General features: G+C 72.3%; 12 protein-coding genes. 9 read left to right on the top strand and 3 right to left on the bottom strand.

Annotation, left to right across the window (positions count from 1 at the left end; translation table 11 throughout):
• Nucleotides 1-42: 42 nt before the first annotated feature.
• Nucleotides 43-1,218 carry an adenosine deaminase gene (add, locus tag WME96_RS46280; protein ID WP_437287932.1) on the bottom strand — a complete coding sequence of 392 codons (1,176 nt, stop codon included), beginning with the start codon at nt 1,216-1,218 and terminating at the stop codon, nt 43-45.
• Nucleotides 1,219-1,294: 76 nt separating this feature from the next.
• Nucleotides 1,295-2,677, bottom strand: a complete 1,383-nt coding sequence (locus WME96_RS46275; RefSeq protein WP_437287931.1) for a vitamin K epoxide reductase family protein — start codon at nt 2,675-2,677, stop codon at nt 1,295-1,297.
• A 91-nt stretch (nt 2,678-2,768) separates the two neighbouring features.
• On the opposite strand from WME96_RS46275, the gene rnr reads away from it, so the two are divergent.
• The 9 genes from rnr (at nt 2,769) to WME96_RS46230 (ending at nt 12,208) form a co-directional block, all read left to right on the top strand.
• Nucleotides 2,769-5,159, top strand: a complete 2,391-nt coding sequence (gene rnr / locus WME96_RS46270; protein WP_437287930.1) for a ribonuclease R — start codon at nt 2,769-2,771, stop codon at nt 5,157-5,159.
• A gap of 363 nt (nt 5,160-5,522) precedes the next feature.
• Complete coding sequence (locus WME96_RS46265) at nt 5,523-6,005, top strand: MSMEG_0572/Sll0783 family nitrogen starvation response protein (RefSeq protein ID WP_012241614.1); 483 nt, start codon at nt 5,523-5,525, stop codon at nt 6,003-6,005.
• A 14-nt stretch (nt 6,006-6,019) separates the two neighbouring features.
• Nucleotides 6,020-7,057: a Nit6803 family nitrilase gene (locus WME96_RS46260; protein ID WP_437287929.1), complete on the top strand. Its 1,038-nt coding sequence runs from the start codon at nt 6,020-6,022 to the stop codon at nt 7,055-7,057.
• Nucleotides 7,002-8,309 carry an MSMEG_0568 family radical SAM protein gene (locus WME96_RS46255; RefSeq protein ID WP_437287928.1) on the top strand — a complete coding sequence of 436 codons (1,308 nt, stop codon included), beginning with the start codon at nt 7,002-7,004 and terminating at the stop codon, nt 8,307-8,309. Before WME96_RS46260 ends, WME96_RS46255 begins: the two co-directional genes overlap by 56 nt.
• Nucleotides 8,206-8,712, top strand: coding sequence for an MSMEG_0567/Sll0786 family nitrogen starvation N-acetyltransferase (locus WME96_RS46250; RefSeq protein ID WP_433932232.1), 507 nt, complete (start codon nt 8,206-8,208; stop codon nt 8,710-8,712). The genes WME96_RS46255 and WME96_RS46250 overlap by 104 nt, the downstream gene beginning before the upstream one ends.
• A complete protein-coding gene (locus tag WME96_RS46245) occupies nt 8,712-9,710 on the top strand; it encodes a sll0787 family AIR synthase-like protein (RefSeq protein WP_437287927.1) in 999 nt (332 codons plus the stop codon). Before WME96_RS46250 ends, WME96_RS46245 begins: the two co-directional genes overlap by 1 nt.
• Nucleotides 9,707-10,975 (top strand): MSMEG_0565 family glycosyltransferase, encoded by a 1,269-nt coding sequence (locus WME96_RS46240; RefSeq protein ID WP_437287926.1) that lies wholly within the window; start codon nt 9,707-9,709, stop codon nt 10,973-10,975. The genes WME96_RS46245 and WME96_RS46240 overlap by 4 nt, the downstream gene beginning before the upstream one ends.
• A gap of 8 nt (nt 10,976-10,983) precedes the next feature.
• A complete protein-coding gene (locus WME96_RS46235; RefSeq protein ID WP_061615634.1) occupies nt 10,984-11,271 on the top strand; it encodes an MSMEG_0570 family nitrogen starvation response protein in 288 nt (95 codons plus the stop codon).
• Between the two features lie 25 nt (nt 11,272-11,296).
• Nucleotides 11,297-12,208 (top strand): methylenetetrahydrofolate reductase, encoded by a 912-nt coding sequence (locus WME96_RS46230; RefSeq protein WP_437287925.1) that lies wholly within the window; start codon nt 11,297-11,299, stop codon nt 12,206-12,208.
• Between the two features lie 64 nt (nt 12,209-12,272).
• On the opposite strand, the gene WME96_RS46225 is transcribed toward WME96_RS46230, so the two are convergent.
• Nucleotides 12,273-13,436, bottom strand: coding sequence for a flavin reductase (locus WME96_RS46225; protein ID WP_437287924.1), 1,164 nt, complete (start codon nt 13,434-13,436; stop codon nt 12,273-12,275).
• Nucleotides 13,437-13,521 lie beyond the last annotated feature (85 nt).

Raw genomic sequence — 13,521 nt, 5'->3', positions numbered from 1 at the left:
GCGCCGCCTGGTCTCCAACCAGCGCCCCAGCGCGCCAGCGCGTCAGTTGGCGGCCTCCTCGACCGACGCCGGGGTCCTGCCGTCCTTCCCGTCCCTCGGGGCGAGCTCGAGGACCTCGTGGCCAGGCGCCGCGGGGGGCGGGGCGGGCCGGATCGCGCCGTCGGCGGAGAAGCGCTCGAGCTCCTCGGTCACGCGGCGGAGGTACGCCTGCTTGATGTGGAACGGCAGGAAGGCGCTCTTGAAGCCGGCCACGATGGTCGACTTGATCTCCTTCAGGCCGAATCCCATCTTCGTGTGGCAGTGCCAGAGCTCGTGCGACACCGTCGTGTCGGTGACGAGCCGGTTGTCGGTGTTGACCGTCACCCGCAGGCCGAGGCTCTGGTAGAGCTTGAGCGGGTGCGACGCGAGATCGCGCACGGCGCCGGTCTGCACGTTCGATGACGGGCAGCACTCGAGCGGGATGCGGTGATCGTTGATGTAGTGGAGCAGGCCGCCGTCCTCGCGCAGGCGACAGCCGTGGCCGATCCGGTGCGCGCCGCAGACGTGGAGCGCCTGGGCGATCGACTCGGGGCCGTACGCCTCGCCGGCGTGGATGGTGCAGTTGATGTTGTTCTGCCGCACGAGCTGGAAGGCGGCCCTGTGGTGCTTCGCCGGGTGGTCGTACTCGGCGCCGGCGAGGTCGAACCCGACGACGCCGCGGCTCTTGTAGGCCACCGCGAGCTCCGCCATCTCCAGCGACGACTCGGGCGAGATGTTGCGGATGCCGCAGACGATGACGTTGCTCTCGATGCCCAGCGCGTCGCGCGCCGCCCTGAGCCCCGAGAGCACCGCCTCGACCACGCTCGTGAGGCGCAGCCCGAGGCGGGTGTGCAGCATCGGCGAGTAGCGGACCTCCATGTACCGGACGTTCTCGCGCGCGGCGTCCTCCGCGAGCTCGTAGGCGACGCGGTGGAGCGCCTCCTCCGTCTGCAGGACGCGCAGCGTGATGTCGAACGCCTTGAGGTACTCGACGAGCGAGCCGCAGTTCTGCCCCAGGTTCATCACCTTGCGCAGCTCGCTCGGCTCGTAGGTCGGGAGCTCGACGCGGTGGCTGCGGGCGAGCTCGATGATCGTCTCGAGGCGCAGCGAGCCGTCGAGGTGGACGTGCAGGTCGGTCTTGGGAAGCTGGCGGAAGAACTCCAGGGGGAGCTTGCCAGCTAGCTCGGGATGATCAGTCATGAGCTATTCTGTCACCCGCTGACCAGCCGCGAAAGGCAGCGGCGGGCGCGATGTGGCTCACCCTCACGGGCCGCCCCTACGAGGACGGCGCGGACGACGAGGGCGGCGAGGCGGATGACGGAGACGCGCCGCCGCCGTCGTCCACGGCGCCGCCGCGCGAGCGATCCCGGCCGCCCACGAGCACGGCCGCCGCGGCCACGCCGAAGAGCGCGACGAACAGCCACGGGAGCGGCAAGCTCAGGGGATCGCCGGCGACCTCGCGGCGCAGCCCATCGCGGATGCGCTCGGGGTTGTACCCGACCACGAGCCGCCGCCCGACGTAGGTCAAGGGGAGCCCGCGCGCCTCCATCCGCCCATAGAGCGCGACGTCGGCGTCGATGGCGGCCTGCGTCGACGGCGCGGCGAGGCACGCCTCGAGCTCCGTGGCCGAGAGCCCGAGCGGCGCGAGGACCGACGCGACGCGCCCTCCGGTGAGCCTGCCGGGGTGCGCGCTGTAGAGCAGCGCCGCGGCCTGCTCGCGCCTGTCCTCGGGGGTGCAGACATAGGCCTTCGCCGCGGGGAGCGCGCCGGGGTGGTTCGGGAGCGGCATCATCTTGCGCACGTGGCGCACCCGGTCGCCGTGGGCCTCCTCGATCTTGCTCAGCTCGGGGTGCAGCTTGCGGCAGAACGGGCACTCGAAGTCGGTGAAGGCGACGATCGTGACCTTGCCCGGCTCCTGCATCGCCGCGATCTCCGGCGGGAGCGGCGGGATCACCGGGTGGCTGCCCCAGAGGAACGGCAGGCCGATCGCGGCCACCGACGCCGCGCCCCACACCGTGGTGGTCGGCAGGCCTCCCTGGGCGGCGCGATCGAAGGCCGCGCGCGGCATGCGCCACGCCTGCCACGCGACGAGGGCCGCCGTGACCGCCGCGGTGAGCGCCGCGAGGTCGACCGCGATGCACCACGCGCAGAACGCGCCGATCGCGAACGCCTGCAGCCCGAGGAGCACCGTGGCGCCGAGGCCGCCGAGCGCCGAGGCGGCCGCGATGGCGACGTGGTGCCAGCGCTCGCGCGCGAGCAGCGACGCGGCGATGAGCGTCGTGTAGGCGGCGAGGCCGAGGTTCGGCAGCGGGACGCCGAAGAGCCGGCTGTACGGCGATACCCGGACGGCGAAGCAGCCCGAGCCGACGCCGCAGAACGCCGGGTCGCCCGCGTTCTGGTACTCGACCACGAGCGCCGCGCTCGCGGTGATCGCGACGAAGAGCGCGAGCCGGAAGAGCGTGACGAAGAACCGGGCGCGCCCGGCCTGCCTGTCTCCGGTCGACGGCGCAGCCGCCTCGGGGCTCGCCCGAGGCGCGTCCGATGTTCCTCGCCCAGCCTGTCTGTCGCTGGACGGACGCACCGCGAAGAGGTTGCCCCTCGCGGCGAGGGCGACGAGGAAGATCAGCGCGAGGAGCAGGGCGATCGAGTTCAGCAGCATCGGTCGTGGCGGCTCGAGTGGCGTGGGCTCGAGGCATACCGGACCCGGGCGGAGACAGCCAGCGAGAGGATACTCGTGCTAGTCGAGTTTCATGCGTTCTTCATCCCGCGGAGATTCTCCGACGACCGGCTCCGGCGCGCGCCGCCGGGAGGCCGTGGTCGACCTGCTGTCCTCCTTCAAGCGCGCCCTGCACGCGAACGAGATCGCGGAGCGCCTCGGCGTCGAGCCGAGCCGCTACGCGAAGCTGCAGCGGCTGCTCGAGGAGCTGTCGACGGAGGGCAGCATCGTCGCGCTCCCCGGCCAGCGGTTCCGCATGAGCGCCCAGCAGGTCGAGGCGCGCGGCGCCGAGCGCGATGGGACGCTCACCGTGCACCCGCGCGGCTTCGGCTTCGTGTCGCTCGGCGGGGCGGCCGAGGACGTCTACATCTCGCCCGAGGCGATGGGCGGCGCGCTCCACGGCGACACCGTCGCGGTGCGCATCGCGGCGCGCTCGCGGCGCGGCGTGGAGGGGGAGGTCGTCCGCGTCATCAAGCGGCGCCACGCGCGCGTGGCCGGCGTGCTGCGGCGCCGCGGCAAGAGCGCGTGGCTCGAGCCCGACGACGGGCGCGTCCGGGGGCCCATCGTGATCGTGCCGCGCGAGAAGGGCGGGCCGCTCGCGCCGGCCGACGCCGAGGACGGCGCCGCGGCGGTCGTGTCGATCTCCCGCTTCCCGGACCTGCCCGAGGAGAACCCGGAGGGCGTGCTCGAGGCCGTGCTCGGGACGCCCGGCGATCCGAACGTGGAGGTCGCCAAGATCCTGATGCGCGAGGGGATCGAGGAGGAGCACGCGCCGGAGGCGATCGCCGAGGCCGAGGCGTTCGGGGGCGAGGTGCCGGCCGAGGCGCTCGAGGGGCGCACCGACCTCACCCACCTGCCCATGCCCACGATCGACCCGGAGGACGCGCGCGACCACGACGACGCGGTCTGGGTGATCCGCGAGGAGGACGGCTCGTACCGCGCCTGGATCGCGATCGCCGACGTGTCGCACTACGTGCGGCCGGGCAGCGCGCTCGACCAGGCGGCGCTCGCGCGCGGCAACTCGATCTACCTGCCCGACAGGGCGATCCCGATGCTGCCGCGGGCGCTGTCGTCGAACCTCTGCTCGCTCCTGCCGGGGGTGATCCGGCTCTGCCTGTGCGTGGAGGTCGAGCTCGACGCGGCGGCGACAGTGCGGCGCGCCCGCGTCATCGAGGGCTACATCCGCTCGGCGGCGAAGCTCACCTACCCCGGCGTGGCGCGCGCGCTCGGCTTCACCGCCGAGCCGCCGCGCAGCCCCGAGGCCGAGGCGTACAGGAACGACCTCCAGGTGATGTGGGATCTCGCGCGGCTGCTCCGCGGCAAGCGGATGCGGCGGGGCGCGCTCGACCTCGACCTGCCCGAGGCGAAGGTGGTGCTCGACCCGGAGACGGGCGCGCCCGTCGACGTGCAGAAGCGCAGCCACGACCCGGGCGTGGCGAAGGCTTACCAGCTCATCGAGGAGCTGATGCTCCTCGCGAACGAGACCTGCGCGCAGTTCGTTGTCGACCAGAGCATCCCGACCGTGTTCCGGTACCACGCGCCTCCGGACCAGGCGAAGCTCGAGCGCTTCGCGACGATGTGCGGAGAGCTCGGGCTCGCGTTCGATCCCGAGGACGCGGCCGACCCGAAGAAGCTGTCGGTGTTCCTGAAGAAGCTCGACGCGCACCCGCAGAAGCACGTGCTGCACATGCTCCTGCTCCGCGCGATGAAGCAGGCGGTGTACGACGTCGCCAACGTGGGCCACTTCGGCCTCGCATCGAGCGCGTACCTGCACTTCACCTCGCCCATCCGGCGGTACCCGGACATCACCGCGCACCGGGCGATCCGCGCGGTGCTGCGCGGCGAGCGCATCGACCGCAGCGAGGCGGCCATCGAGCGGCTGCGCGAGGCGGCGATCACGGCGTCCGAGCGCGAGCGCAAGGCGATGGAGGTGGAGCGCGAGGTGGTCGATCTGCACCGCGCGCTCCTCATGCGCTCGCGGCTCGGGGACATCTTCGAGGGGACCGTGACGGGCCTCGTGGGCACGGGCGTCTTCGTCAACGTCGAGGATCCGTTCGTCGACGTGCTCGTCCGCATGGAGTCGCTCGGGCCGGATCAGTACGAGATCGACGACGAGGGGCTGCGCGTCATCGGCCTCCGGTCGGGGGACCGCATCGCGATCGGCGACGCGATGCTCGTGCAGATCGAGGACGTGGCCATCCTGCGGCGCACCATCTACGGCCGGCGGCTCGCGGGCGCCGATGTGTCGGATGAGCCCAAGCCGCGCCGGCAGCGGCGCGACGCGGCGGACGCACGGGGCAAACGTCGTGTCAAGAGCAGCAAGAGCACCATGACCGCCAAGGGCGGCAAGGCGATCAAGGGCGGCAAGGGCGGCAAGGCCAGCAAGGGCGGCAAGAGCACCAAGGTGCGAAAGAAGCAGCGGTAGCCGTCGCCGCGACGACGGCGCGCCCCGGCGCGCGATCCGCTTGCCTGCAGTCGCCGCTCGGCCCCGCGAGCGCGCCCCCTCCCGGGCCACACTCCCTCTCGCCAGACGCGCGAAACATCTCGGAATCATCGAGGAATCACCCTCGAATAACCGGGGACATAACCTCGAAACGATCGACGTGAGTCGCGCCGATTGGCGATCGACCTCGGCGCGACCTGCTCGTGGCGCGCGTCGGCGCGAGATCCGCAATCGCACCTTCTCCGCAACGGACTCCAGATCAAAAAAAGGAGCGCGCCTGCATTTTTGTTGCGCTCAGAAAATCGCTATGGTCTCAACTAATCCATTCTAGGAGAGAGGTAGCCAATGCCGAAGCCGACGTATCCCGCCTACAACGCTGGTGACTTCCTGGTCGATTACGAGGAGAAGGTCTTCGAAGACGTCAAGGCGAAGCCAGGAGAGAAGGCGCTGGTCACCTTTCACACGGTGGCCTTCGAGGGTTCGATCGGCCTCGTCAACGTGCTGACGGCGATCCGCCTCCAGCGTAAGGGGTTTGAGACATCGATCCTGCTCTACGGGCCGGGCGTCACGCTCGGGCTGCAGCGCGGCTTTCCGAAGCTCGGCAGCGAGGCGTTCTCCGGGCACCTCGCGGTCAACCAGCAGATCGGCCGGTTCATGGAGGAGGGCGGCAAGGTATACGCGTGCCGGTTCGCGCTGCAGGCGCTCTACGGCCACGGCGAGCACGCGCTGATCCCCGGTATCAAGCCCATCAGCCCGCTCGACGTGCTCGATATCCAGCTCATCCACCGCCGGGACAACGCGTTCATGGTCCACTCCTGGACGCTCTGAACCCGGCGCCGGCGATGGACTATACGCGCAGAGTCAGGGCGGCCGCGGTGCAGGCCAGTCCCGTCCTCGGCAGCAGGGACGGGACGACCGAGCGCGTCATCGCCGCGATCGCCAGGGCCGCGAAGGAGGGCGCCGAGCTCTGCGTCTTCCCCGAGGCGTTCGTCCCGTATTACCCGTACTTCTCCTTCGTGCTCCCGCCGCCCGCCATGGGCAAGGAGCACATGCGCCTTTACGACGAGGCGGTCACCGTCCCCGGCCCGGTGACGCAGGCCGTGGCGGCCGCCGCGCGCGCGCACGGGGTGGTCGTGGTGCTCGGCGTGAACGAGCGCGATCACGGGACGCTGTACAATGCGCAGCTCGTCTTCGACAAGGACGGCACCCTCGCGCTCCATCGGCGCAAGCTCACGCCGACCTACCACGAGCGGATGATCTGGGGGCAGGGCGACGGCTCGGGGCTCAGGACCGTGGACACCGCGGTCGGGAGGATCGGGGCGCTCGCCTGCTGGGAGCACTACAACCCGCTCGCGCGGTTCGCGCTCATCGCGCAGCACGAGCAGATCCATTGCAGCCAGTTCCCCGGCTCGCTGGTCGGGTCGATCTTCGCCGAGCAGATGGAGGTGACGATCCGGCACCACGCGCTGGAGTCGGGCTGCTTCGTGGTGAACGCCACGGCCTTCCTGACGCCGGAGCAGGTGCGGGAGGTCGCGCCGAGCGAGCAGATGCAGGGCGTGCTGCGCGGCGGGTGCATGACGGCCATCGTGACGCCGGAGGGCATGCACGCGTGCCCGCCGGTGACCGACGGCGAGGGGATGGCCGTCGCGGATCTCGACTTCGCCCTGATCACGAAGCGAAAGCGGATGATGGATGCCGCCGGGCACTACGCCCGGCCCGACGTGCTGCGGCTCTGGCTGGACACGGCGCCGCGCGCCATCACGCTCGGCGCGCTCAACGCGAGCAGCCCCAAGGCCTCTTCCCTCGATCCTGCGGCGGTGGACCATGGATACCCAGACGCTGATCACCGAGCTCCAGTCGTTCGGCCTGAGGCTGGCTGAAGCCCCCGAGGGCGCCCCGGACGCGGGCGCCGCGCCGGACGCGGAGGCCGGCGAGGGCCGCCGCGCGGCGTGGACCTCGCGCCGCGGCGGGGCGGGGCCGACACAGCACGTGGCGGCGACGCTCGGCGGCGCCACGGTGATGATCCCGATCCACACCGACAAGGCCGCGGCGTCGCCGTTCGTGGCGCGGATCGGGCGCGACGGGGCCGGCACCGTGGCGCGGGACGGCGAGGAGCTCGCGCCGATCGCCCTCGTGAAAACGCCGCGCTTCTACGCCCTCTCGACGCGGGACGGGATCCCCTACCCCAAGATCGCGCTCCTGCACGGCGCGGACGTCCTCGCGTCGACGGTGCTCCAGACGTGCGTCCGGTACGCGGAGCGCGAGAAGGCCTGCACCTTCTGCGCGATCGGGCAGTCGCTCGCGGCGGGGCGCACCACCGCGAAGAAGACGCCGGAGCAGCTCGGCGAGGTCGCCGAGGCGGCGGCGCGGCTCGACGGGGTGCGGCACGTGACGCTGACCACCGGCACGCCGCGATCGGCCGATCGCGGGGCGGCGCACCTCGCGGACTGCGCGCGCGGCATCAAGGCGCGCGTCGACCTGCCGGTGCAGGCGCAGTGCGAGCCGCCCGACGATCTCGCCTGGTTCGAGCGGATGCGCGCGGCCGGCGTCGACAGCCTGGGCATGCACCTCGAGGCGGTCGAGGACGAGGTGCGCGCCGCCGCGATGCCGGGCAAGGCCGAGGTGAGCGTGGCCCGGTACTTCGAGGCGTTCGAGGCGGCCGTGCGCGTGTTCGGGCGCGGCCAGGTGTCGACCTACCTCATCGCGGGGCTCGGCGACTCGCTCGGATCGCTGCTCGACGCGAGCGAGCGGCTCATCGCGATGGGGGTGTATCCGTTCGTCGTCCCGCTCGTGCCGATCCCGGGGACGCCCTCGGCCGACCGCGCGCCGCCGTCGGGGGACTTCATGCGAGCGATCTACACGCGCATCGGCCCGCTGCTCGCGCGGGCGGGGATGCGCTCGACCGACGTGAAGGCGGGCTGCGCCCGCTGCGGCGCCTGCTCGGGGCTCTCGGGCTTCGAGGCGGCAGGAGAGGCCGCGGCGCCGCCGGGATCCGGCGCGGCATGGACATCCACCCCGGGGAGCTTCGATGACGCCACCGTACAGCTTCGAGCTCGTGCAGAGCAGGGAGACCTATCTCGCGTACCTCCGCTTGCGCCAGGCCATCTTCTGCGACGAGCAAGGGCTGTTTAAAGGCTCGGACGAGGACGAGTGGGACGCCGCCGCGTTCCCCATCGCCGCCGTGCAGCCCGGGGCGCGCGAGGGCGAGGAGGTCGTCGGCACGGTGCGCATCTACGAGGCGGAGCCCGGCCTGTGGTACGGCGGCCGGCTCGGCGTCGCGCGCGGCCACCGCAAGCAGGGCCTGGTCGGCCGCGGGCTCGTCCACAAGGCGGTCACCACGGCGCACGGCTGGGGGTGCCAGCGGTTCCTCGCGCTCGTCCAGGTGGCCAACGTCCCGTTCTTCGAGGGCATCCACTGGCGCTCCCTCGAGGAGCGGTCCTACCGCGATCACCCGCACCACCTGATGCAGGCCGACCTCGAGAGCTACCCGCCGGGCGACGAGCCTCGCCCGCCGCCCGGGCAGAGGTTCCGCTGATGCTCGCCGGCCTCGCGGCCCAGCTCCGCGGCGCGCTCGGCATCCTCGCGAAGCGGGACGTGCAGATCCCGGCGCGGTTCCTGGCCGGCGCGGGCGTCGCGGCCGGCGCAGACGCCGCGGCCGACCGGCGCGTGGCGCTCGGCGACGACTGCGCGGCCATCCCGGACGGGGACGGCTACCTGCTCCTCGCCGCCGAGGGGATCTGGCCGGCGTTCCTCGAAGGGGACCCGCGGTTCGCGGGCTACAGCGCCGTCATGGTCAACATCAGCGACATCCACGCCATGGGCGGCCGGCCCATCGCGGTCGTCGATGTCGTCTGGGGGACCTCGGCCGGCGCGATGGAGCCGGTCTGGGAGGGCATGGTCGCCGCGTCGCGCGCGTACGGCGTGCCGATCGTCGGAGGGCATACGAGCGCACGCAGCCCGTACAACGCCCTCGCCGTCGCCATCGCCGGGCGGGCGCGGCGGCTCATCACGAGCTTCGCGGCGCGCCCCGGCGACGTGCTCGTCGCGGCGATCGATCTGCGCGGCCAGATGCACGCGGAGCACCCGTTCTGGAACGCGTCGACCGGCGTGGATCCGGCGCGGCTCCGCGGCGACCTCGAGATCCTGCCCGCCCTCGCCGAGGCGGGCCTGTGCGACGCGGGCAAGGACATCAGCATGGGCGGCGTCGTCGGGACGCTGCTCATGCTCCTGGAGACCTCCGGCGCCGGCGCGGTGCTCGACGTCGAGGCCGTCCCGAGGCCGAGCGGGGTGCGCGATCTGTCGATCGCGCGCTGGCTGCTCGCGTTCCCGAGCTACGGCTTCCTGCTCAGCGTGCGGCCCGAGGCCGCCGGCGAGGTGCTGTCGGCGTTCGCGCGGCGGGGGATCGCGAGCGCGGCGGTCGGCTCGGTCGACGGCTCGCGGCGGCTCACGCTGGAGGCCGCCGGCGAGCGGGAGACGCTCTGGGACCTCGCCGCGGAGCCGCTCACCGGGTTCGCGACCGAGGGGGCCCGATGAGCCCCGCCGCCTTCCCAGGCGCCACCGGCGCCCCCGACGGCGCGACGAGCGCCGGCACGCGCGCGCGCGTGCCGGATGACGCGCCGCTCTCTGTCGCGCTCCTCACCTACTCGACCAAGCCGCGCGGCGGCGTCGTGCACACGGTGGAGCTCGCGGAGGCGCTCCACGACCTCGGCGTGGAGGTCTGCATCTACGCGCTCAACAAGGACCAGGGCGGCTTCTACCGCGCGCCGCGCTGCCCCCACGTCCTCGTGCCCGCCGCGCCCGCCCCGGCGGGGATCGACGCGGTGGTGGAGCAGCGCATCGCGGAGCTCACGATCGGGCTGCGCCGCCTCGGGGCGCGGCACGACGTCTGGCACGCCCAGGACTGCATCAGCGCGAACGCCCTCGCGGCGCTGCGCGCCGAGGGGCGCATCCCCCACTTCCTCCGGACGGTCCACCACCTCGACGACTACGACAGCCCGTACCTGCGCGCCTGCCAGGAGCGCTCCGTGCGCGAGGCGGACGCGTGCCTCGCCGTCAGCGAGGCGTGGCGGAGGGTGCTCCGGGCCGATCTCGGCGTCGACGCGGCCATCGTCCCGAACGGGGTGAACCTGCGGCGCTACGCGCCGGCGCCGGACGGCCACGAGGTGGCGCTGCGGGCGCGGCTCGGCGCCGCGGGGTCGCCGCTCTACGTGACCGTGGGCGGCGTCGAGCCGCGCAAGAACTCGATCGGCCTGCTCCGGGCGTTCCTCGAGGTGCGGCGGCGGCTGCCCGGAGCCCAGCTCGTGATCGCGGGCGGAGAGACGCTGTTCGACTACGCGCCCTACCAGCGCGAGTTCGAGGCGATCGCCCGGGAGAACGGCGTGTGGCCCGCGGGCGCGTCGCCGTCGCCGGAGCGCGCGCCGCCGCCGCTCGTGCTGGCGGGCGTGCTCCCGGACGCGCTGATCCCGGCGCTCTACCGCCTCGCCGACGCGTTCGTGTTCCCGTCGGTCCGCGAGGGGTTCGGGCTCGTCCTGCTCGAGGCGATGGCGTCGGGCGCGCCGGTGGTCAGCTCTGCGCAACCTCCGTTCACCGAGTTCCTCGAGGACGGCAAGAGCGCGCTGCTCGTCGATCCCTCGAGGACAGACGATCTCGCACGGGCGATGGAGGCTATCCTGGACGGAGGCGTGAGGCGGCGCCTGCGCGCCGCGGCCCTGGAGACCGCGGCGAGGTACACGTGGGAGCGCTCGGCCCGCATCGCGGCCGGCGTCTACCGAGAGTTCCTGGGAAACCGCCGGAGCTAGAGAGACCCATGCCGGAGATGCGCTTCGTGGTCGAGTGGCCGAGCGGCGAGCAGCAGGTCTGTTACTCCCCGTCGCTCGTCGTGAAGGACCACATCGAGGTCGGCGAGAGCTACGACATCGACGACTTCGTGTCGCGGTGCCGGAAGGCGCTCGACATCGCGAGCGAGCGGGTCCTCAAGAAATACGGGTTCCCCTGCAGCCTGGCGCGGGCAGAGGCGGCGCGCATCGCGAGCGCGGCGGCGCGGTTCCGCGGCCAGAGCGGGGTCAAGGTCCGGGTCGTCAGGTTCGTCGAGTGATGGCGAGTGATGGAAGGAGCAGCACATGGTGACGAAATCGAAGATGGAGCGCCTCCTGAGTGAGCGCCGGTTCCTCGTGTCCGCCGAGCTGACGCCCCCGCGTCATCACGATCTTGAAAAGCTGCTGAAACACGCCCGAAACATGGCGGACCACGTCGACGTGGTGCAGATCAACGATCACCTGCTCTCCCAGGCGCGCTGCGCCAACATGGCAGTCGGCCACCTCGTGAAGCAGGAGGGGCTCGAGCCGGTGCTCCAGTTCTCGCTCCGCCACAAGAACAAGATCGCCCTCCAGGGCGACCTGCTCGGGATGGCGGCGCTCGGGCTGTCGAACATCATCGTGCTGGGGGGCTATCCGTGCGCGATCGGCTCGGACCCCGACGCGAAGGAGGTGAGCGACGTCGACAGCATGAGGGCGATCGAGCTGACCCGCCGGATGACGCGCGAGGGGAAGCTGTTCAACGGAGACGTGATGTCGCCGGCGCCCTACTTCCATGTCGGCACCATCGATTTCCCGTGCGCCGAGCAGGCGATCGCCGGGGCCATGGACCGGCTCAGCGCGAAGATCGACGCGGGCGCGAGCTTCATCCAGGTGCAGGCGGTGTTCGAGCTCGCGTCGATGCGCCGCTGGATGGCGGCCGTGGTCGAGCGCGGGCTCCACGAGCGCGCGCACTTCATCGCGGCGATCTTCCCGTTCGCGGGCGTGGATCGGCTGAGCTTCCTGCAGAAGGTGCCGGGGCTCGTGGTGCCCGATCATCTGATCGAGCGGGTCCGCCAGAGCGGCGACGCCGAGGGGGAGAGCTACCGGATCACGCTGGAGCTCATCCGGGGGCTCCGCGACGTCCCGGGGCTGTCGGGCATCCACATGCGCTCCATCGGCGCGGAGGACTGGGTACCCCGGCTGGTCGAGGAGGCGGGGCTGCGGCAGGCGGCGTGAGCGCGGCGTGAGCGGCCGTGTGCCGCAGCCCGGCAGGGGCCGTGTGCCGCCGCCCGGCAGGGGCTCACGGCCTGTGGGCGACCCAGAGCAGCGCGAGGCCGTTCATCCGGCGCTCGCGGCGGTCGACCTGGAAGCCCGCGCCGCCCATATCGGCGGTGAGCCGGTCCTCGGTGTGGCGGTAGGTGACCTCCGCCGCGTCGGCCCAGGCGAGCATCGCGTGGGCCGTGGGCGGGTTGTACCGGTGGCCGCGCAGGTAGCCGGCCATGGCGATGCGGTTCATCACGGGCGCCGGCTCGAGGATCGCCAGGCGGCCGCCCGGACGGAGCACGCGCGCCGCCTCGGCCAGCACCGCGCCCGGCTCGGGCACGTGCAGCAGCAGGTTCGACGAGGTCACCACGTCGAACGACGCGTCCGGGAACGGGAGCCGCGTCGCGAGCGCCTCCCGGAACGTCACGTTGTCCAGGCCGAGCGCCTTCGCCCGCTGCGCGGCGCGCTCCACCATCGCCGCCGCCGCGTCGATCCCGACCGCCTCGTGGCACCGGCGCCCCATCTCGCGCGTCAGCCGGCCCGTGCCGCAGCCGAGATCGAGGCAGCGGTCCTCCACGCCCGGATCGACCAAGGTGACGAGCTCGTCGATGAGCGTCGCATAAGGGCCCTCCGCCTGCATGCGATCGAAGAAATCGACCAGCTCGTGAAACGGGGTCGCCTGCTCCTTCGCGGCATAGCGGTCGCGCCAGCGCCAGGCGTCGTCGAGCGCCTGGTACGTGCCCCGGTAATACAGGAGCGGCGCGCCCGCCTCGCCCCGGCCCGACGCGAGCACGCGGCCGACATAGATGACGTGATCGCCCCCGTCGTACGCGTGCTCGACCTTGCAATCGATGAAGGCCAGCACGTCCTTGAGGATCGGGCTGCCGGACTCGGCCACATGCGCCTCGGTGAGGACCGCCTGCCGATCGAGGTCCGTCCCCTTGCCGGCGAACAGGTCCGAGATGTCCCGCTGCTGATCCCGCAGGACGTTCACCGCGAAGACGCCCGACGCCTCGATCGCCGCGCTCGTGCGCGACCGCTTGTCCGCGCAGAACAGCACGAGCGGCGGATCGAGCGAGACGGCGCTGAACGAGTTCACCGTCATCGCCAGCGGCGCGCCGTCCTGCACCGTGGTCACGAGCGTGACCCCGGTGGCGAACTGGCCCAGCACCTTCCGGAACTCCGCGGGATCGAAGAGCATGGGACATAGTACGCGCTCGACGCGCGCCGCGGATCCACGATCTGCGCCGCGCCCCCGCGCTCGCTCGCGCCGCGCGGCGCGCTGC

It is taken from the genome of Sorangium sp. So ce406 (assembly GCF_051474675.1).
Taxonomy (GTDB): Bacteria; Myxococcota_A; Polyangia; order Polyangiales; family Polyangiaceae; genus Sorangium; species Sorangium cellulosum_G.
Note: the sequence above shows the minus strand (reverse complement) of the source record. Positions and strands in the feature narration are given on the sequence as shown.